We start from the raw sequence: 21,098 nt of genomic DNA on the forward strand, positions 1-21,098 counted from the left end.
AAAATATGGAATTTACTTTAGATGCCACTTCAAAAAATGCTCGCGCTTGTACAATTAAAACAGCTCACTCAACTATTAAAACACCGGTTTTTATGCCAGTTGGGACTGTTGGGAGTGTTAAGTCACTTGACATGGAGGATGTTCTTGATATACTTGGAGCTGAGATAATTCTTGCAAACACTTATCACATGTACTTAAGACCTGGCGATAAGACCGTTGCTAAAATGGGTAAACTGCACAAGTTTACGACCTTCCCTAAAAGTTTTTTAACAGACAGCGGAGGGTTTCAAGCATTTAGCCTTAGCAGCATGACCAAACATAAAGAAAACGGCATTGAATTTCGCTCTCACATAGATGGCTCAAAACACCTTTTTACTCCTAGTAAAGTTATAGATATTCAAAACAATCTTGGCTCAGATATCATGATGATATTAGATGATTTAGTTGCTCTTCCTGCTACTCAGGAGAGAATTGCTCTCTCTATTGACAGAACAACAAAGTGGGCGCAAGAGTCAATAGAGTACCATAAAGCAAATCAGGCAAAAGGAATCGGCACAGAGCAAAACATCTTTGCAATTATTCAAGGTGGAACGGACAAAGCTTTCAGGACTAAGAGTGCAACTGAACTTTGCGCTTTAACAGACTATGACGGTTTTGCTATCGGCGGACTAAGTGTTGGAGAGGCAAATCAGGACATGTACGATACAGTTGAGCATACTGTCCAATATATGCCAAAAGACAAACCTCGCTACCTAATGGGTGTTGGAACTCCTGAAGACCTAGTAGAAAACGTTGAGCGCGGTATCGACATGTTTGACTGTGTAATGCCCACAAGAAATGCTAGAAATGGAACTCTTTTTACATCATTTGGTAAAATAAACATTAAAGGGGCAAAGTTTAAAGAGGACGAGCTGCCGATAGATCCGGAGTGTACATGTCTTACATGTAAAAGATATACTCGCTCATATATCAACCATCTTATCAGAGCAAAAGAGCTCTCATACTTTAGACTAGCAACTATTCACAACCTTCACTACTATCTAAATCTAATGAGAGAGATGAGAGAGGCTATACTTGAAGATAGATTTGCAGAGTTTAAAACAGAGTTTTATAAAAAACGCTCTTAAAACTCAGTTACTCTATTTCCGTCAAATATAGCAGTTACTTTTCCGCTAAGCTCTTCACCATTATAAAGTGACTGTTCATTTGTGATAGTTACTTTTATATTCGGATTAAACAACATTGCGCTTACACTCTGACCTACATGTATAGTTCCATAATCTTGTTTAATACTCTTGGCACTATTTTTAGCTGCAAGTTTTACTAACTCACTCATGTTAATCATTTTTGACTCTACAAGTTTTGTGTAGTAAAGTGGCATCGCTTCACTAAGTGCTTCACACCCATAAGCTGCATCAAAAAAAGCAACCTCTTTATTTACAGGAGAACTTGGCTGGTGCAGAGTAGTAAGCACATCTATCTGATTGTTTTTAAGTGCTTCTTGCAGAAGTTTTACATCACTTTTACAAGCAAGTGGCGGGTCAAGTTTTGCAGTTGTATTGAAGTTTTCACAAGCCTCATCTGACTTTATAAGATGATGAATAGAGACTTCACACCTTACATCTACACCATCTTTTTTTGCCTGAGTTATTAAAGAGACAGAGTGAGGAGAAGCGATTGATTTAAAAAGAATTCTGATTTTAAAGTGTCTTGCTATCTCAATCATACGAGATACATGCAAAACTTCACTAAGGTCCGGTATCCCTGCTAGACCTAGTTTCGAGCTTACATCTCCATCGAGCATCACACCACTTTTAATAAGTGAGTTATCCTCCGCTTTACAAAACAGAGTAACATCATACATCTGACAATACTGAGCTATTTTAATTGCCACATCATTTTTGGCAATCGTACTCATATAGGGAGCTATTGCGCCTCTTTTTAAAAGAATTGCTATATTGCTAAGGGTTGCATCCTCTTTTAGTGTGTTAATCATCAAGTCAACCTTTGCACCACTTAAGTCATGAAGACCATTTTGAGCAAATTCTAAAACTATTTCACTATCTATTGCAGGAGTGCTGTCTGCATTTAACACAACATGTCCCACCCCACCGCTAAGTGCTTGTTCTGCGATAGACCTGATGTTTTTAGAGTTTAAAATCGAGTCTTGCAGTCTTATGTTTGTCTCTACTAAAAGCGGCATAAAGTATGAGCCCTTAGCATCAACAATATGAGCATCTGATAGATTTACATCTATCTGTGTAATAACTCCATCTTCTATGCGAATATCAGCTTCTCTTTGCCCATCACAGTCACAGATTACTGCATTTTGTATAACCATTTCAGACCACCTTTGCTATAATGATAAAATTATATTCTATTAAGGCTTAGATTGCGTTTTTTTCTTATACTGTTTTTATTACTCTCTTTGTCCCAAGCTCAGACACCTTACGAAGCAGGGAAATATATATATATACAAAAAGGGTGCTATAGTTGCCATGGCAATAATCTCGAAGGTTTGCATGAGTACCCACATCTGGCAAATAGAGCCAAGGGCTATATGAGTTACAAACTTAAATACTTCCGCTCCAAAAAAGCAGACACACAGCAACAAGAGATGATGATAGCTTATGCCTCTGGTCTAAGTGATGCAGATATAGACAATTTAACAACCTACATGTATGAGTTTGTAAAGGATGAGAGTGCACAAAGATATGATGACAGCTTTCAAACATCAGGAGACGGTGGATCATGAAGATTTTAGTTAGTGCCTTAGAGCACTCTGCAAATATACACCTGAAATCTCTAAAAAAAGAGTTAAGTGAAGATGTAGAGTTTGTTGGTATATTTGACAGTGAACTCGGTGATAGCATTATTGATTTAAGAAGCCTTGCTATTATGGGTTTTGTCGATGCTATTAAAAAACTGAGATTTTTCTTTAAATTAAACACTCAGATGGCAAACTTAGCTAAAGATGTAGATAAAGTTTTACTTATAGACTCATCAGGCTTTAACCTGCCTCTTGCTAAAAAAATTAAAAAAATGCACCCCGATAAAGAGATAATCTACTATATTTTACCTCAGGCATGGGCTTGGAAACCAAAGCGTATACCAGTGCTTGAAAAAACCATAGACCATTTAGCTTCTATACTTCCGTTTGAAAAAGGGTATTACTCAAAAAATGCTCCAATCACCTATGTAGGGCACCCTCTTCTTGATATTATAAAAGAGTATAAAGAGGAACTAAATCTACATGTAGAAAAAATTGCCTTTATGCCAGGAAGTAGAAAAGGTGAGATAAACAAGCTTATGCCCATATATAAAGAGCTTCAAAAAAAGCTACATGTAGAAGCTACTATTGTTATACCAGAACATTTCAGCCAACACGATATAAAAGAACTTTATGGTGATTTAAGCGGCTTTAAAATAGCTCACAACGCACATAAAACACTTCTGGATTCTGACTTTGCATTTATATGCAGTGGAACTGCTACGCTAGAAGCAGCACTTATTGGAACTCCTTTTATATTAACATATATAGCAAAACCACTTGACTACTTTATAGCAAGCAAACTTGTAAAATTAAACCATATAGGACTTAGTAATATAATGTTTACAAAGTTTAACAAGAGAGATATGCACCCTGAGTTTATCCAAGATAATGTTACGGTAGATAATTTACTTAAAGCCTTCAGTGAGTATGACAGAAGTGAATTTTTAAGTGACTCAAAAGCATTAAGAAAATACTTGCAACATGGAAGTTCAAAAAATGTTGCATTAATAATAGAGGGAAAATAATGAAAATTGATTTTGTAAATTTAAAAGCACAATATAGAGAGTATCAATCAGAAATAGAAACTGAAGTTTTAGATGTATTTAGATCAGCCGAGTTCTTGTATGGAGAGAAATTAAAATCATTAGAAACAAGTTTAGCTATATATACTGGAGCAAAACACGCTATTGGTTGCGAAAGTGGCACTGATGCCCTTATGCTATCCTTAGTTGCTTTAAACATTGGGCATGGCGACGAAGTCATAACTACTCCATTTGCATCGAGCTCAACTGCCGAAGTAATCTCACTTTTAGGTGCACATATTGTTTTTGTAGACATTGATGAAGATAGTTACAATATTGACCCTCTAAAAATAAGAAATGCTATAACTGAAAAAACCAAAGTAATCATACCTGTCTCACTTTTTGGACAGTGTGCAGATATGGATGCAATCAATGAAATAGCAAAAGAGTGTAATTTACCCGTAATAGAAGATGCTTCTCAGAGCTTTGGCGCAACTTATAATGGCAAAAAATCATGCAACCTCTCAACAATAGGTTATACAAGTTTTTACCCATCAAAACCACTGGGCGCTTATGGCAACGGCGGAGCAGTTTTTACAAATGATGAGGAGCTGGCAACAAAAACTAGAGCTCTTTTGGAACATAAGATATATGGCTGTCTCGATGAGACTCAAGCAGCAATACTTGGTGTAAAACTAAAACATTTTGATAAAGAGGTAAGACTTCGAGATGAGATAGGTACAAGATACAATGACCTGCTTGAAGATGCAAATGTAATAGTTCCAAAAATCTCAGGGTCAAATACATGTGTATTTTCTCACTACTCTATAAGAGTTGAAGATAGAGAGGCTATGATGGAGAAGTTAAGAGATGAAGAAATTCCAACTATTATTTATTACCCTACTCCTCTTCACCTTCAAGAAGCGTTCAAAAAACTAGGCTACAACGAGGGAAACTACCCTGTAAGTGAAAAAATATCTTCACAAATAATGTCACTGCCTATGAGTGCTTTTCTAACAGAAACAGAGCAAGACTTTATAGTTCAAGTAATCAAAAACTAAATCTTGCCAAGATGAGCCAAAAATTCATCTGGCTCTATAAAACCTACAATAGTTTTAGCGCTTAATACTTTTAAGTTTTCATCAAAAAATATCATTACCGGCGGTCCAAAAACACCATACTTTTTACTAAGCTCTTTTTGAGCCTGCTCATTATCTGTTAAATCTGCCCTAATTAGGACAAACTCGCCAAGCTTAGCCTTTACTCTTTCGTCTGCAAATGTAATCTCATCCAACTCTTTACAAGATGCACACCAATCAGCACTAAAGTCAAGCATTATTTTTTTGCCGCTGTTCTTAGCCAAAAGTGCATCTAACTCTTTTACTGAAGTCACCTTTTCAAACTTTACATGTGAAGTAACATTCTGGCTGCCAACCGTAGCCGAGGGAGAGTTTAAAAACCAAAGTGGCTTTGTCATACTGCTTGAACCAGCCATAACCCCAATAAAAAGAGCTATAGAGTAAACAAATATGATTACAGCGGTAGTTCTTTTAAATATATGTCCATCACGCTCAAGAGCACCTAAGTAAATTGCAAAACCAATCCCAAGAACAGAGTATAAAAGCGTGGTAATTTGAGCATCTACAATACGCTCTAGCATCCAAACAGCGACACCAAGCATCATTACACCAAATACTGCGCTAACCATGGTCATCCATGCTCCAGGTTTTGGCATAAACTTACCAGCACTAACTCCTACAACAATAAGAGGAAGACCCATTCCAATACTCATAGAAAATAGAGCCATTCCACCAAGAACAGCATCACCTGTCTGCCCAATGTAGACTAAGGCACCAGCGAGTGGAGCTGCCACACATGGACCAACTATAAGAGCTGATAAAAATCCCATTATTGCAACACCGATATACCCATTAGGGTTATTGTTTGAACTAACTTTTTCAATTATAAAGTTTGGAAGTTTAAGCTCAAAAAATCCGAACATACTCATAGCAAGTACTACAAAAACTCCAGAAAAAGAGTATATAACCCAAGGAGTTTGAAGTGCTGCTTGAAGGTTTGAGCCAAACAGACCGGCTAACACACCGGCAATCGTGTAAGCTACAGCCATAGCAAGAACATAAACGATAGATAGCATAAATGCCTTCTTGGTAGTTATCCCCTCACCTTGACTTATAATAACTCCAGATATAATCGGTATCATTGGAAACACACAAGGAGTCAAAGCCAACAAAAGTCCAAAGCCTAAAAAAGTCAAAAGAATTACAATAACACTACCTGACTTTATTGTATTGGCTATAGAGTCACTCTCAGATACATCTTCTGCAACCTCTGATTTTTGCAACGGAAGATTTTGTCCTTCTGAAGATAGTCTTGAACTATCTACATCAAACTTAAAAGAGTTTGTATATGGCTCGTAACACAAGCCTAGCTCTGAGCAACCCTGATACGTAAGTTCAAACTCAACACTTTTTATGCCGGTAACACCACTTTCCTTTTTTAAATCTATAAAGAAAGTCGGCGACTCAAGGTAAACCATGTCTCCATCGTGTTCAACACTTTTAGGCGACTTGATGTTTTTAATGCTTATACCGCTTCCATCTTTAATAATTAACTTAACAGCATCTTTATATAAATATATCTCTTTTGCTATCTCTATTTTAGCTTCTATTTGTGTATTGTCATTAATTTTAGCAGTTGGATTAAAAGCCTCTTCAGGCATTAAAAATTTAGGCTGTGCTCCAAATAGTAAAATAGAGGAGAGTACAAAAAGTATAATTTTTTTCATTAAGAATCTTTCATATGGTGTAAATGTGATAATATTATAGCAAAGTTAACAGTAAAATATAAAAAATTAATACAACTTCAGTATAAAATTCTACTTAGTGTTGTCAAATTGATATACAACCCCTTTTTCATAATCTTTTATTAATGCATTTAGACATTCAGATATCTCTTTCATTGTCTCAACATTAGGTTCAATATAAATCTTATTCTTACTTTTTGTCATAGTAATTATTTTTGCATCTTTTAACTCTTTTAGATGACGTGAAATCGTTGGAAGCGCGAAATCAAATTCGTTGGCAATACTCGTCACACATGTAGCTTGGGCTATTATGTCATCTTTTGGTTTTGTTCCATCAATTGAACAAGCATACCCTCCGCTGAAAATATTTTTAAAAATCTTAAATCTTGTCTCGTTTCCAAGGGCTTTAAAAATTTTTATCTTCTCACTCATATCAAGCATCTGTAACCTTATGTAATTTCATGTAATGTGAATTATATCACAATGAAATCTATTTATCATCTTAGACAATTTATTCTAATTTATATGCAGAACAAACACATTAAATCCATTTTTATAGTAATATAAAAGCTTGAAAGAGTGCTTTTGTAAAATTCTTTTTACTAAACTAAGCCCTAATCCATATCCAGCCTGATTTCTTGAGTTGTCTCCCTGAGTGAAAGCTTCACAGTAAAACTCCAAAGATTTATCTAACTCTTTACCGCTACTCTTTACTAAAATTTCTCCTTCTTGTGCAACAATATAAACAGGTTTTTTGGTGCTATATTTGAGTGCATTGTCAATAAGGTTTTTTAGCGCAATAGAGAGGTAATTCAGGTCTGCATTTATATAAAAGTTTGATTCTACTTTTACATCTATCAGTGTCTCATCCTCAATGAAAAGTTTTGAGAGTGACTCAGCTATTAGAGTCTCACAGCTAAACTTTTGCACATCCAGTTTATACTGGTTTGCATTTAGTTTTTCTAAATATAAAAGCTCACTAGTCATCTCGTCAATTTGAGATAATGCTCTTTTTAATATACTTTTATATTTAGAATCTTCTATCATCTCAGCTGCAAGTTTAGATTTTAATATTGGGGTTTTAAGCTCATGTCCAATATCACGCAACAGAATCTCTCTGGATGTAATTAGCTCCTCTATATTTGCAGCCATTGAGTTAAAGGTGTTAGAGACCTTTCCTATCTCGTCTTTGGAACTGTTCTCTATTCTTAGACTGTAGTCTCCATCACCAAAGTTTTTTATGCTTTTAGATATACCTCTTAGTGGGTATATAATTTTCAATATAATCAAAAACATAATTATTAAAATAGTTATATCAGCTAAAATCATATAATGCAATAGCTCTTTTTTTGTAAAATTATCATCTTGAGAGATATCAATAACTAAGATGTCATCATCCAAATACTTCATATATAGCAGGTACTTATCATCTTCGTGTTTTAAAATATTTATAGTTGAGAGTTCTGTCTCATATCTATGTACTACTTTGGATGATTTAAAGTAGTGTTGTTTATCTTCTATTTTTTTAAACTTTAGTTCTTTTAATTTTTTTTCTAAAGCATTTTTATCATTATTTGAGAGGTATGTAAAGAGTTCTTGGGACACTTGGATGTACTTCTCTTTTAAAAAAGACTCCATTGTCCTTTGTGTCAGTTTGTTTGTCTCATTTGACACAAAAATCATCAAAGAGAAACTTATTAAAAAGAGTATTAAAACTTTACTAAAAATTGACATGTATCAACCTATAAATTTATATCCAATGCCCCATACAGACTTTATATATTTTGGGTCTTTTGAGTCATCACCTATCTTTTGTCTAATATTGCTTATATGCATATCTATAGTTCTCTCTTTTGAGTTGTACTCTATTCCGGTCACACTGTTTGATATTGACTCTCTTGATAACACTTTCCCTTGGTTTTGTAAAAATAGATGTAAAATATCGTACTCTATTTTTGTTAAGTCAAGTAACAAACCCTCTATTTTTATCTCATGCTTCTCTTCATCAATCTCAAAATCACCTATTGTTTTAGCACTGCTTAAAGACCTTCTCAAAATCGCATTTATTCGGATAACCAATTCTCTTGGTTCATAAGGTTTTGCCAAATAGTCATCTGCACCAAAATCAAAACCCAAAATTTTATCACTTAGTTCACTTCTGGCAGATGATATAATAATAGGCACAGAGGAGAGCTGTCTAATCCTTTTACACACATCAAAGCCATCCATCTGAGGTAGCATTAAATCAAGTACTACAATGTCATATAGATTTGTATTTTTCTCAAGGTTTTGCAAAGCTTCTTTTGGTTTTTCAAATGAAATAACTTCAAAATCGTATTTAATCAAATAATCACTAATTAGCGTCTGCATATCCAAATCGTCTTCAATCAGTAAAATCTTTTGCATCATTCAACTTCCCAATCATCAAAATAGTATATAAAATCTTTTCTTTGTTGTTGGCTTAAAATTGAGTGTAAACTCTCCAATAACCGGTTTTCTATCTCATGTGACTTAGCATCCAATGCTTTGTTTAATCTATCTATCTCATCAACTTTAAAAACATCATCAATAAACAATTTTTCTCTTTTTGCTTTTATCTCTTCTTTATACTCTCTAAACTCTTTTAAATGAGACATAAAATCTTTTAAAATCTTTTTTACTTTTATAGTCTGTGTTTTGGATAAGTTCAAATGAGAAAGTTCTTTATTTATATGGCGTTCATTATAATGTTCATTACTGTCTGAAAACAGAGCGGTCACAATAAATAATATCATAATAAAATATTTCATAATATTCACCTTTTAGGTATTTTAATATCTTTATCATTTAATAAACCTTGTTCAAAGTTTACATGACATGCTTTACAGTTTGAAATATTACCTATGCTTTTACGTTTAAATATACCAACTTCTATATCTTTATGTCTCTCTTTCCAGTATGGAGTCTTTGTTATAGCTATAGTATCATTGCCATCCATACTATTCAAAATTTTAAATGATGCCTCTTTACTGGAGTTATCACTACTGTTTTTTACTAGATACTCTTTTATAGAGAGGACATCTGCTTCATCAAGAGATGCATCATCACCAAAGTGGTTTTCTAAATTATGGGAGCACTGCATAACAACAAGAAGTTCATTTGCATCTAATTTTGCAAATATTTAAAAAAATACACTTTCGTATATTCCAAATTGATAATATATTCCATTAATATTATGGATATTTGAGATATTTACTTCTATCTCTTTCATCTATTAACACTCTTTCTCATGTTCATCTGTCTATATGCCAATAATCTTAGGTTAGCTGCTATACAAGCGATGGTAAAATTCATATTGTTTCTAACCAAACCTATAAATCTTGTAGTATGTCCTTTCATTTGAACTTTCAAATCTGCGAATCTATGTTCAACTTTTGCTCTTATCTTGTGTTTTGGTTTCTCATCTTCTCGCTGGATTTTTCTCTCATCACTGCTCATTTTCTGCTTCTCTTTAAGACATATCATATTCTCAATATCTTTTGATTGCAGAAGCTCATCTATCTCTTTGGACTTATAGGCTTTATCGGCATAACAAGCTTTTACATTTGGAATTGATTCTATAAATGGTTCAAGCACATCTATATCTGAAGTGTTAGCAAATGTAGTCATTGTTTTTAGAATCACTCCGCTCTCTTCATCTGATGCAATATGAGTTTTATATCCTTGTGTATATTGTTTTTTTGAGGATTGGTAACCTATTCTTATATCTGTATCTATTTTATTCTTATGCTCATAGCTATCTTTCTCATTTTCAATAATCTCTTGAGAAATTTTTACATCTTTAGTATCTATATCTTGAAGTGTGTCCAGTTGAGCGTTTTTCATTGTTTTTGAATTGTATTCTTTAGCGTTTAACAATTTTTCTATTTTCTTTTTTGAAGGTGTTCTTGATTTTAGCTCTTCATTTATTTGAATGTCTAGTTTGCTATTATCAGTTTCTACTTTTAATTTATCTTCACTTTTTTGCTCTTTAGTTTTATTGTTGATTTGAGTGTTTTCACTTTTGATAAGAGAAGCATCTACTAATACTGATTTACCCTCTTTGGCGATAAAGTTATTATCTTCTAGTTGTTTGTTGACTGCATTAAAAAGCTTATCATATAGTTTATTTGCAAGTAGTGAGTTTCTAAATCTACAAATTGTAGATTCGTCTGGTACGGTATCTTCTAAACTAAGTCCAACAAACCTTATAAACAATAAATTGACATAAAGTGCATCTTCCATTGATTGATCACTGAGGTTGTAGTATTTTTGCACGAGGAGTATTCTAAACATTAACACATTGTCATAAGCAGGCGAGCCAGTAGCATTCTTTCCGCCTCTACCATTTTTATTTAGTATTGGTCTTAGTTTCTCAAAGTTTATTATTGAATCTAACTCTTTAAGAAACGAATTTACCTTATGGAGTCTTGATGTTATTGCTATATCTGAAAATGTGTTGTTTGTATCTTTAAATGCCATGTCTCTACCTTGTTTATAGCAGATATTTTAGCCAAAAAGTGCTGTTAAAGTGCTTGTTTTAGGGAGTTTTCCTTGATGTTCTGGGGTTATTTACTGTGCAGTGGTCTCATTATCCATCATTTTTACCCAAGAGCTACTTGGCAATAAATTAGGTGGATAAAGAGTATGACAGCTTACACACTCATCGTAGAACAGTTTATGTTCTACTTTATAATTTACAGCTCTGTTATTGTCAGCCACTAAAACGTTAGATGGATTACTCAAAAGGTATATCAAAAGAAAAATAGATGAAGCTATCCATAAAACACCAAACAGTTTTTGCAAAAGTGTAAGTTTTAAACTTTTCTCATCACCATATTTATATCCATCTACCATTGACTCAACGGCTTTTGATTTATGAAGAAGTTTATCAATTACTACACCTGCTACATGTATAAATATCACACCCATAAATGCATTGGAGAATAGCTCATGCACATCTTCAAAAAAATCCATATCTTTAAATAGTGAGATATTTAAAAAAGAGAGTAGTCCCATCCCCTCTTGTGTCCCATATACAACAACCCCCGTTACAACTGAGGCCAAACCTAAAATAATCATGGCCACTATTGCCCAGCTTGAAGCCGGATTGTGACCCATATACTCTTTTTTTTCTCCAAATAAACCAAACATATACTCTATTAAATCTTTCAAGTTAAAGTTGAAATCTTTAAACTTAGAGTATCTAACATCCATAAAACCCCAAATAATTCGAAACAAAAAAAGCAAACCAATTGTGTAGCCAACTATAGCATGGTAGCTGAGTAAGTTTTCAAATTCTGCAAGTACAAATACCACTCCAACAGCAATCACAAGCAGTATATGAAAGAGTCTTGTAAAAAGACTCCATACATAAATCTTAGTCATTTTCCCATTTACCATAATTTGGGATATTTATATCTCTCTCACTATATGAACCTTTGTCAGCTGTTGTATGACAGGCCATGCAGTTTGATAAAGAGCCAACCTCTTTTTGTGTTATAAGATTTTGGCGAATTTCTCTATGCTTTTTTATAAAATAGCGTGTATCAGTTACGGCTATCGGCGTTTCATCACCTCCTATACTGTTGTTTATCTTTGCACTTCTTTTATAGTTTGTAAACTTATCTGCTGAATTGTCAACAAGATAGTTCAGTATTTTTTTGTTATCTTGTGGTTCCAATGTTGCATCTGTACCAAAGTGGTTTTCAAGATTTTTCATTAGCTTTACCCATGATCGCTCAGGAAGAAGTCCTGGCTGATATGCAAAGTGACAACTTGCACACTCTTTGATATAAAACTTATCTGTTACAGGAGCTACACCTCTATTTTCATTAAAACCCAATGAACTTGCATACACGCTTGCTGCTACAAATAGTGGCAGTAATATTAATTTTTTCATCATTTATCCTTTATTTTTTGCTTATGATGTAAGTGATTACATCGCCTTTTTCCTGAGCACTGCCCTCTCTGGCATAAACATCTTTAAAGTTTCTGCGCAACCACTTTTGGACATCTTTAACATCTGTAAACCTCTTAGCATTAGCAGATGGAGAAAGCGGCTCTATAACTTTGTTAGTATGCTCGTTTAGTCCTTGTTTTGACAACTCATTTGTATGACAAGAGACACATGATATAAGCTTGTTGTTTTTGCCAATATGCTCAGAAGTAAAAATCTTCTCACCTCTTTTATAATCAAATCCACTAAAACTTGGATTTTCTTTTTTTGCTTCATTATCTAAAGTTTTCATATACTTCTGCATCTCAGTATTTAGAGCTGTTGCTTGAGACAATGAAAATACAATAGATAAAGTTATAATTACTTTATTCATTTCTAACTCCTTTAATTTCTTGATATTAAAAGTATAGAAGAAGGGTGTCAATTTAGTTTAAACATTTCTTTACAATTTCTTTACAGTTTAAAACGCTATCTTCTATTACATTTTTTCTAGCTATAATCCGTTCGAATTCAATTGCAATTATAAAATTTTATGGGAATAGTTAATATATGGGAAAATACTTGTATTTTATAAAAAGATCTGTTTTTTTATGGTCTTTTCTTCTTTTTATTATAATTTTCATCTCTCTTAAGCAGCTTGGTTCTTGGTATGTTTCTAACATCATTGAACATCACAATAAAAATATTATAACCGAATTGACTGCTCATGGAAACACATTAAAAGAGGCGCTTGATAAACGTTTTGCTCTACTTTATGGACTCAAAACATATATAGAGGTTCAACTTAATGAAACTCAAGGAAATCTGGATTTAAATGATTCTGAAATTTTCAACTTTGCAAAATCTATGCACGAATATTCATCAGCAATCAGGAACATAACTATTGCACAAAACGCAATACAAAGCTTCGTATATCCGGCTGAAAATAACGAAGAAGTTCTAGGGCACAATCTTTTAAGCGACCCACGAATCTCCGTTGTTGAAAATATTAAAAAAACTATAGAGACAAAAGAGCCAATACTTGACGGACCTTACGAGTTGCGCCAAGGTGGACTAGGAGTAGTTTTACGCTTAGCTATATTCAAAGATGAAAATTTTTGGGGAATTATTGCTATCGTTCTTGATTTGCCAAATATTTTATTAGAAGCAGGTATATTGTCATCAAAATCTAATTTTGATATTACTGTGCGTAGTATGGATAACAAGATTATTGCTGGCTCAATTAAAGAGAAATCAGCAGTTCAAGTTAAACATAGAGTTATAATTTTTGACAAATATGTAGATTTAATAGCATATCCTGCTACAAACTTCTATTATGATAATCTTCATTGGATAATTAACTCAATCGTATTTATTATTGCTCTTATGTTAAGCTCTATTGTTTATATTGTAGCTAATAGGCAAGTTTATCTCAAATCTGCTATTGAAAAAGCCTCTTTTGAACTACAAAAAGAATCACAAGACTTGAAAACAATAATTCAAGAAGCTCCTAACCCTATTATGATACATAATGAAGATGGAGATATTCTCATGGTAAACAAAGTCTGGGAGAGACTAACCGGATATAACTATAAAGAGATAAATACAATAGAAAAATGGGTTGAAATAGCTTATGGCAAAAAATTGTTATTTGTAAAAAAATATATTGATAAACTCTATGCCATGAATAAGCCATCTGATCAGGGAGAATATAATCTTCGCACAAATAATGGAAACATTGTTACATGGCAGTTTAGTTCCGCTCCTCTAGGGATAAGAGATGGTAAACGCACGGTAATCTCTTCTGCTATGGATGTAACCGAGCTAAAAAGAAAAGATGAACTGTTAATTGTTCAGTCTCGCCACGCCGCTATGGGGGAGATGATTGGGATGATAGCTCATCAATGGAGACAACCTCTTAGTGTGATTTCAATGACTGCCAACAATATATATTTAGATATTGAACTTGGTGAATTTAATGAGACAAAAGCACAAGAGTACTCAAAAAATATTATGAAACATACGAAACATTTATCAGATACAATAGATGACTTTAGAAACTTTTTTAAACCTGACAAAGCTATCTCTGTTGTAAAACTAAAAGATATTTTGGAAAAAACATATGTTATTATAAACGACAGCTTAGTTAATAATAACATTAAAATAAACACTGTATATGAATCCGATTCTGAAGTAGAGGCATACCCAAGAGAGTTGATGCAGGTATTTGTAAATATTATAAATAACGCCAAAGATGCACTATCTATACATCATAACGATGAGGCGACAATAAACATAAAAGTCTATGAAGATGAAAAGTATGTAAATACTGAAATATGCGACAATGGAATCGGTATAGATGAAAAAATATTATCTAAGATATTCAATCCATATTTCAGCACAAAAAATGAGAAGAACGGAACAGGCTTGGGTCTGTACATGAGCAAAATGATTATTGAAAATCACCTTCATGGAGTTATTGAAGTTATAAACAAAGATAATGGAACATGTTTTAGAGTACGCCTTAAGAAAATTATTGAAAAACTCAACTAGACCCTGAATCAAGTTCAGGGTGACGCGGGTGACGTCACTCCAAAGCAAACTCTCGTCATTCCAAACTTGATTTGGAATCTAACCGCCTCATCATTCAGATGGTTTAACTACATATTTTTTTTTGTTTTATTAGTCGCAACTGCTTCATACGGGTTCTCAGGCCAGTAATGTCTTTTATACTTACCTCTAAGCTCTTTTGCCACCTCAACGTACGAGTTTTGCCAAAAGCTTTTTAAATCGTATGTTATTTGAATAGGTCGCATAGCCGGCGACAAAAGATGAATCTGCAAAGGCATAGTGCTTTTTAGTACCTTTGGCATCTCAAGCAGTCCGAAAACTTCTTGAATCTTCACACTTACAGATGGCTTATCCGGGTCTGAGTAGTCTATATAAATATTTGAACCGCTTGGAACTTTTACATGTAAAGGTGCGAGAGCTTCTAAACGCTGTTGATTATCCCATGATATTAAAGCCAAGAGAATTGCATACATGTCCAAGCTCTCAAGCTCTTTAACCGTAGTGACACCATCAAGATACGGCTCCAGCCAACTGTCTAAACTACTCATTAGAGTCTCATCGCTTAAATCTTCAAACATCAATTCCAGATGTCTGTTTACAAAGTTTACCCTTGCCATTAAGCTAGTTGCTTTTTTACTCCATGTTAGAAGTCCCAAGCCCTCTTTTTTAATTAACTCTAAAATCAGTTTTTTGTAGTTGTGCTTTGAGCTTTGTTTACTTACAGATGAGTGAAGCTGCAACTGTAAAAAATAACTGTTATCTCTTATGTCAAATTTTTTGTTTTCTTTATTGTAGTTTATGGACTCACTCTGTTTTATAAAATCTGCAAAATACTCCTCAATCTGCCATAATGATACTCCCATAGACAAATTTATAAAAGAGTCGCTTTCGTTTGCATTTAAATTTGGTACAACTAAGAACTCCTCGTTATACAGAGAATCTTCTACATGTAGGATTGCCCCTTTGCCGTTACTGAGTTTATATCTGTTCTCACCTCTAGCTCTTTGCTTTGCAAGTCTGTCTGGGTAAGCCATAAGAAGCAATACCACTAATATATCTTTATTTAAAGAAGTGTTTTTGTTACCCACTTTTTTAATCTTTTTTAGTTTGGAGTAAAAGAAATCTGCCTGTTTCAATACCTCTCTCGCTCTACCTACATGTATATAGTTTTCATCAAAATCTTTTTCGTAAAGATGGACAAATCTTGAGAGTATATTGCTGTCTATACGTGAATTTTTTAAAATATCTTTTTCAATCAAAAGTGCTGCCAAAAGAGATGCCTCATAAGCAAACCCCATATCATTTGCTTTTAATATCATATAAGAGAAGCGGGGATGCACTCCAAGACTCAAAGCCTCTCTTCCAAAGGGAGTGATTTTATAAGAGTCATCTAACATTTGCAACTCTTGCAATACACCCCTGCTCTCTTTTATAAGCTTCTCACTTGGAATATCAAGCCACTTAAGTTCATTAAAATCATCAACTCCCCACAAAGCAAGGTCTAAAAGCAGTGAACTTAAATCTGACCTTAGTATTTCAGGCTTTGTTGATTCAAGTAAAACTTTCCCCTCATGCCAAAGTCTGTAGCACTTTCCGTTTGAGACACGTCCAGCCCTTCCTGACCTTTGTATGGCTGACTCTTTAGATATAAAGGACATCTCCAGATGGTCCATAGCGTTTGAGTGGTTATATCTTGATAGTTTTTCAAAACCGGTATCAATGACAACCCTTACACCCTCAATGGTCAAAGATGTCTGGGCTATGTTTGTTGAGAGAATAATTTTTCTACATGTAGAGTTTTGCAAGGCTCTATCCTGCTCTTTTTTACCCAGTGCTGAGTATAGAGGAAAAACTGAAATATCTTTGTTTTTTAAAGCTACATGTAGTGAGTTTTGCAAGTTTTTTATCTCTTTGACTCCAGGTAAAAAAACTAAAATATCCCCCTCGTCATCTTTTACAGAGTTAAGAATTGTACTTAATACTAGAGCATTTGCTGACCTGCTGTCTGGCTGCTTTGTATTTATATTTAAATAATTGACTTCCACCTCATAGGTTCTACCTTGTGAAGTGATAACAGGAGCACTCTCAAGCAGTTTTGAAATCTCTTGTGAGTTAAGCGTTGCTGACATTATTAAAATTTTTAAATCATCTCGCAGTAGCTCTTGAACTTGCAGAGACAAAGCCAAAGAGAGGTCGCTGTTAATGCTTCTCTCATGAAACTCATCAAAGATAACCAAAGCTACTTTTTCAAGTGTTTGGTCTGCTTGAAGCATGCGAACCAATATAGCTTCAGTTACTACAAGGATTTTTGTTTTTTCACTATAACAACTATCCATTTTAACCTGATACCCAACACTCTCTCCGACATCTTCACCTAAAAGTTTAGCCATTTGAGTAGCAACCATTCTAGCCGCAACTCTTCTTGGCTCAAGCATAATTATCATCTTCTCGCCAAGCCAAGACTCTCCAAGCAAAGAAATTGGAACAAGTGTACTTTTTCCTGCTCCTGGAGGAGCTTGCAGTATAAGTGTCGAGTTAGCGCTTAGTGTGCTTTTTATATCTTCTAAGACTTCGTTTATCGGGAGGTTTTTCATATTCGCCATTATACTTTTAAAAACTTCTAAATATCTCAGGAACTAAAGCATCTTTGCCTATTTCCAATGCTGTGTTTAACTCCTCTATTAGCCTCTCTCTATCCTTTGGGATTGTTCCTGAGAGATGCAGAGCATTAGAGGCGTGGTTGGAGCGAAATATTACTTTATTGCAAGGGTCTAGTAGTTGTAAAAATCTCTTCTGCTCATCCAATATCTGATAATCGTCAAGCATAGTAAAATCATTAAAGTGTTTATAAAAATTATCTTTAGCATCATCTTCTAAACCTAACTGCAGAGTTGATAGATAGTTGAGAGTTGTAGCATTTACAATCTTAGCAGTATCTTGGATATGCTCAGTTGTATACTTCTCTCCTCCTATACCTAAAATAACTGTTGCTGATATTTTCATACCAGAAGCAGAGGCTCTATTTAGAGACTCTATGATTTGGCTTGAGTTAACACCTTTAGTAATCTTTTTTAGTACTGTATCGCTTCCTGACTCAACTCCATAGTAGATTAAGTTTAGTTTGTTAAACACAAGAAGTTCTAGCTCCTCTTGTGATTTTTCAAGAAGATTTTGTGCAGATGCATACAGCGACACCCTCCTTAGTTTAACAAATGATTTCTGGAGGTATTGAAGTAATTTAACCAGATAGCTTGTATCCAAAGAGAGCGCATCACCATCGGCTAGAAAAATTTTACTTGCCGCTGGATAATGTGTAGCCAATTTATCTATATCTTTAAAAACATCTTCCATATCTCTTACTTTATAGCTCTTTGTTTTATACATGGAACAAAAGCTGCAGTTATTGTAACTACAACCGTATGTTGCTTGAATAATTACGTTATCAGCTTCTGCAGGCGGTCTAAATAGTGGGTGTGAGTAGTTTATCATTTAGTATTTTATCCTAACGCTCACAAATCAACCCTTACAATTGGAATAAAAATTGCATAGCTTAATATATATCTTTTAAGGATTTAATATGACATACCAGACAAACCCAGAAATTTCACACTCTTATGACTCTGGCTACAGACAAACATACGAAGGCAAACAAATCAAAGTTATTACAGTATTTTCAGATATTGGTGTAGCTATTGTTGAAGATGAGTATGGGAATATATTTGATGTTAAAAATTCAGTTATTAGAACCGTAAACTCTCAGTAAAGCATCTTTACTCTATATGAACTACGAATTTGAAGAAGACGAAGAACCGACTTGGCTTGTAAAACAGCGTGAAGATGCCCTTATTGCTGAAAGCTCTTACGCAAAAAATGAAAAAATTATTTACAAAAAAGGCGATCAAGTTGGAAACTTCTTATTTGTTAACTACAATAAATTTAAAAACCGTGCTACATTTGAGTGTCAGGAGTGCGGTAGAAAATTTACCTATAATATATACAGCATAAAAAGTAAAAAAAAGTGTAAGTGGTATAAGTTTCACGATAAGAGATTTAAGCCAAAAGAGAATTCTGAAAAATCTATGGAATTGAGCGATGATTGATTTAGACATAGAAGTATGTGTTTGCAACTCTTTAAGCATAAAAGATATAGCTACATGTATAAAGAAAAATAATTTTACAACCTTGGAAGAACTCCTTGCAAACAGCGACTGCCCTATGGGAGACGTTTGCGAAGCATGTACCAACGAAGGTTATTATAATGACGGAATAAATATACCTATGGTTATCTCTATGGTAGATAAAGGTTTAATATAAAATAGTGTTTTCAACAATTTAGGTCGCTATAAGAGGTTTTAAAAACTCTTCTGCCGCCAGAGCAACAGCACCCATTAAAGAAAAACCTCCAAAGAGACTTGTTAAAAGTTTTTTCATCTTCAATCCTTTCAAAATTTTTATATTTTACGGAAACTATATATTTAATTTATGGAGGAATTATGAAATTTTTATATACTTAACGGAATACCAAGTTCCATTATATGAGCCTCATATCCCAGCTCATTTTTAATAACATTTGCAAATATCTCCATTTTTTCAACTTCTCCATGGATTAAACAGAGCTTTTTAATATTTTTAACTCGACGCATCCACTCTATTAACTCACCTTGATCTGCATGAGCCGAAAAACCGTTAATCGTGTAAACCTTAGCTTTTGTTACAATATCTTCTCCGTAGATTTGAACTGAACCTGCCCCATCGACTATGTTTCGCCCCAATGTTCCTTCAACTTGAAAACCAACAAAAATAAGTGAATTTTTAGGATTCCAAAGTCTATGTTTTAGATGATGCATAATACGACCACCATTACACATACCGCTTCCTGCAATAATGATAGCTTTTTTAGTAACTTTGTTGATAGCAATAGATTGGTCTCTAGAAGTGATTGGCTTAAGCCATGCAAATGAAAAAGGATCCTTTTTGCTTCCTGGACTGTATTGAAGCTTATCGCTTAAATGAGTTGTGTATTGGTTATAAAGCTTTGTTGCTTTAATTGCCAGCGGACTATCAAGAAACACCTGACATTTTGGCAACTCCCCATTGTCATGCATCTCATGAAGCAACCAAAGTATCTCTTGGGTTCTCTCCAGTGCAAAAGATGGAATAAGTACATTACCATTTTTTTTCAAAGTTGATACAACCGCTTCTTTAAACTCTTCTATACTCTCATCTAGCAGTTTATGTGTGCGATCTCCATAAGTTGATTCTATAAACAGTGTATCAGCTTCGTCCAGCTTGTCATGGTTGTCAATAACCAATCTCTCCGTAGAGCCAATATCACCTGAAAAGACTATACGTTTATGATTGTTTTGCTCCTGATAATCAATCATAACAAAAGCACTTCCCATAATATGACCAGCATTACCGAATGAAACTCTTATATGTTGCTTTAGTTTATGCTCTTCAAAATACTCCAACGTACGCCATTGTTTTGTATAAACCTGCTTGACATCATCCTTGGTATATAGTGGCTCTTGCACACTCTCCTCATCGCCATGTCTACGAGCTTTTCTTCTTATAGTTTTATACTCTTCCAACAATATACCAGCGCTGTCAAGAAGCATAATTTTAGAAATATCACGAGTAGCTTTGGTAGAGATAATCTCTCCATTAAATCCATCTTTAATTAGCTTTGCTACTCTCCCAATATGATCAAGATGAGCATGAGTCAAAATAAGATAGTGTATTTTTGCAGGGTCAAATCCAAAAGGCTCATAATTTTTTTCACTTCCGCCATCACCTTGAAACATACCACAATCAATTAAAATTTTTATTGAGCCAATTTTTAGTAGATGACAAGAACCTGTCACAGTTTTTGCCGCTCCGTATGATGTAACAGTTACCATAAAACACCCCCTGAACTAGAATGTAAACTTAGCTATAGTCAATTATATACAA

At 34.1% G+C, this 21,098-nt stretch carries 22 protein-coding genes; 8 read left to right on the forward strand and 14 right to left on the reverse strand.

The genetic code is table 11. The features are described from left to right. Window positions 1-5 precede the first annotated feature (5 nt). On the forward strand, window positions 6-1,127 hold the full coding sequence (gene tgt / locus HUE88_RS07685) for a tRNA guanosine(34) transglycosylase Tgt (RefSeq protein WP_194368140.1): 1,122 nt from the start codon (window positions 6-8) through the stop codon (window positions 1,125-1,127). On the opposite strand, the gene HUE88_RS07690 is transcribed toward tgt, so the two are convergent. Beyond that, window positions 1,124-2,341 carry an amidohydrolase family protein gene (locus tag HUE88_RS07690; protein ID WP_194368141.1) on the reverse strand — a complete coding sequence of 406 codons (1,218 nt, stop codon included), beginning with the start codon at window positions 2,339-2,341 and terminating at the stop codon, window positions 1,124-1,126. The genes tgt and HUE88_RS07690 overlap by 4 nt on opposite strands. Window positions 2,342-2,392: 51 nt before the next feature. On the opposite strand from HUE88_RS07690, the gene HUE88_RS07695 reads away from it, so the two are divergent. The 3 genes from HUE88_RS07695 to HUE88_RS07705 are packed head-to-tail and all read left to right on the forward strand — an operon-like array spanning window position 2,393 to window position 4,856. Continuing rightward, entirely contained in the window at window positions 2,393-2,755 is a 363-nt protein-coding gene (locus tag HUE88_RS07695) for a c-type cytochrome (protein WP_194368142.1), read from the forward strand. Beyond that, a complete protein-coding gene (gene lpxB / locus HUE88_RS07700) occupies window positions 2,752-3,798 on the forward strand; it encodes a lipid-A-disaccharide synthase (RefSeq protein WP_194368143.1) in 1,047 nt (348 codons plus the stop codon). Before HUE88_RS07695 ends, lpxB begins: the two co-directional genes overlap by 4 nt. Beyond that, window positions 3,798-4,856 (forward strand): DegT/DnrJ/EryC1/StrS family aminotransferase, encoded by a 1,059-nt coding sequence (locus HUE88_RS07705; protein ID WP_194368144.1) that lies wholly within the window; start codon window positions 3,798-3,800, stop codon window positions 4,854-4,856. The genes lpxB and HUE88_RS07705 overlap by 1 nt, the downstream gene beginning before the upstream one ends. Here the strand turns inward: HUE88_RS07705 and dsbD are convergent. From dsbD to HUE88_RS07755, 10 genes are all read right to left on the reverse strand, one after another. Next, a complete protein-coding gene (gene dsbD / locus HUE88_RS07710; RefSeq protein ID WP_194368145.1) occupies window positions 4,853-6,601 on the reverse strand; it encodes a protein-disulfide reductase DsbD in 1,749 nt (582 codons plus the stop codon). The two genes, HUE88_RS07705 and dsbD, sit on opposite strands and share 4 nt — an antisense overlap. Before the next feature lie 90 nt (window positions 6,602-6,691). Beyond that, the gene (locus HUE88_RS07715; RefSeq protein WP_194368146.1) at window positions 6,692-7,060 is read right to left on the reverse strand and encodes an ArsR/SmtB family transcription factor; all 369 of its coding nucleotides are present in this window, start codon (window positions 7,058-7,060) and stop codon (window positions 6,692-6,694) included. A gap of 75 nt (window positions 7,061-7,135) precedes the next feature. Continuing rightward, a complete protein-coding gene (locus tag HUE88_RS07720) occupies window positions 7,136-8,353 on the reverse strand; it encodes an ArsS family sensor histidine kinase (RefSeq protein ID WP_194368147.1) in 1,218 nt (405 codons plus the stop codon). 3 nt (window positions 8,354-8,356) lie between these two features. Beyond that, window positions 8,357-9,028 carry a response regulator transcription factor gene (locus HUE88_RS07725; RefSeq protein ID WP_229860031.1) on the reverse strand — a complete coding sequence of 224 codons (672 nt, stop codon included), beginning with the start codon at window positions 9,026-9,028 and terminating at the stop codon, window positions 8,357-8,359. Further along, window positions 9,025-9,408, reverse strand: coding sequence for a hypothetical protein (locus HUE88_RS07730; protein WP_194368148.1), 384 nt, complete (start codon window positions 9,406-9,408; stop codon window positions 9,025-9,027). Before HUE88_RS07730 ends, HUE88_RS07725 begins: the two co-directional genes overlap by 4 nt. Before the next feature lie 5 nt (window positions 9,409-9,413). Next, entirely contained in the window at window positions 9,414-9,740 is a 327-nt protein-coding gene (locus tag HUE88_RS07735; protein ID WP_194368149.1) for a cytochrome C, read from the reverse strand. A 125-nt stretch (window positions 9,741-9,865) separates the two neighbouring features. Continuing rightward, window positions 9,866-11,119: an IS5 family transposase gene (locus tag HUE88_RS07740; protein WP_194368150.1), complete on the reverse strand. Its 1,254-nt coding sequence runs from the start codon at window positions 11,117-11,119 to the stop codon at window positions 9,866-9,868. 90 nt (window positions 11,120-11,209) lie between these two features. Next, the gene (locus HUE88_RS07745; RefSeq protein ID WP_194368151.1) at window positions 11,210-12,025 is read right to left on the reverse strand and encodes a cytochrome b/b6 domain-containing protein; all 816 of its coding nucleotides are present in this window, start codon (window positions 12,023-12,025) and stop codon (window positions 11,210-11,212) included. Beyond that, window positions 12,018-12,539 carry a diheme cytochrome c gene (locus tag HUE88_RS07750; RefSeq protein ID WP_194368152.1) on the reverse strand — a complete coding sequence of 174 codons (522 nt, stop codon included), beginning with the start codon at window positions 12,537-12,539 and terminating at the stop codon, window positions 12,018-12,020. Before HUE88_RS07750 ends, HUE88_RS07745 begins: the two co-directional genes overlap by 8 nt. A 10-nt stretch (window positions 12,540-12,549) precedes the next feature. Continuing rightward, window positions 12,550-12,969 (reverse strand): DUF1924 domain-containing protein, encoded by a 420-nt coding sequence (locus tag HUE88_RS07755; protein WP_194368153.1) that lies wholly within the window; start codon window positions 12,967-12,969, stop codon window positions 12,550-12,552. A gap of 176 nt (window positions 12,970-13,145) precedes the next feature. Here HUE88_RS07755 and HUE88_RS07760 point away from each other — a divergent pair, with 176 nt between their 5' ends. Then, window positions 13,146-15,128: an ATP-binding protein gene (locus HUE88_RS07760; protein ID WP_194368154.1), complete on the forward strand. Its 1,983-nt coding sequence runs from the start codon at window positions 13,146-13,148 to the stop codon at window positions 15,126-15,128. A gap of 107 nt (window positions 15,129-15,235) precedes the next feature. Here HUE88_RS07760 and hrpB read toward each other — a convergent pair whose 3' ends face one another. Together hrpB and HUE88_RS07770 are read right to left on the reverse strand one after the other, a co-directional pair. Then, complete coding sequence (hrpB, locus tag HUE88_RS07765; RefSeq protein WP_194368155.1) at window positions 15,236-17,749, reverse strand: ATP-dependent helicase HrpB; 2,514 nt, start codon at window positions 17,747-17,749, stop codon at window positions 15,236-15,238. A 7-nt stretch (window positions 17,750-17,756) separates the two neighbouring features. After that, complete coding sequence (locus HUE88_RS07770) at window positions 17,757-18,635, reverse strand: radical SAM protein (protein ID WP_194368156.1); 879 nt, start codon at window positions 18,633-18,635, stop codon at window positions 17,757-17,759. An 88-nt stretch (window positions 18,636-18,723) separates the two neighbouring features. Between HUE88_RS07770 and HUE88_RS07775 the strand changes: the two genes are divergently transcribed. From HUE88_RS07775 to HUE88_RS07785, 3 genes are read left to right on the forward strand one after another with little or no spacing between them, the layout of a single operon-like run. Continuing rightward, the gene (locus HUE88_RS07775; RefSeq protein ID WP_194368157.1) at window positions 18,724-18,909 is read left to right on the forward strand and encodes a hypothetical protein; all 186 of its coding nucleotides are present in this window, start codon (window positions 18,724-18,726) and stop codon (window positions 18,907-18,909) included. A 16-nt stretch (window positions 18,910-18,925) separates the two neighbouring features. Beyond that, window positions 18,926-19,246: a hypothetical protein gene (locus HUE88_RS07780; RefSeq protein WP_194368158.1), complete on the forward strand. Its 321-nt coding sequence runs from the start codon at window positions 18,926-18,928 to the stop codon at window positions 19,244-19,246. Further along, window positions 19,239-19,460 (forward strand): (2Fe-2S)-binding protein, encoded by a 222-nt coding sequence (locus HUE88_RS07785; RefSeq protein ID WP_194368159.1) that lies wholly within the window; start codon window positions 19,239-19,241, stop codon window positions 19,458-19,460. Before HUE88_RS07780 ends, HUE88_RS07785 begins: the two co-directional genes overlap by 8 nt. Window positions 19,461-19,648: 188 nt before the next feature. Here the strand turns inward: HUE88_RS07785 and HUE88_RS07790 are convergent, their stop codons facing one another. Continuing rightward, window positions 19,649-21,046: an MBL fold metallo-hydrolase RNA specificity domain-containing protein gene (locus HUE88_RS07790; RefSeq protein WP_194368160.1), complete on the reverse strand. Its 1,398-nt coding sequence runs from the start codon at window positions 21,044-21,046 to the stop codon at window positions 19,649-19,651. Between the last annotated feature and the right edge of the window lie 52 nt (window positions 21,047-21,098).

Source organism: Candidatus Sulfurimonas baltica, assembly GCF_015265455.1.
In the GTDB taxonomy this organism is placed as follows: domain Bacteria; phylum Campylobacterota; class Campylobacteria; order Campylobacterales; family Sulfurimonadaceae; genus Sulfurimonas; species Sulfurimonas baltica.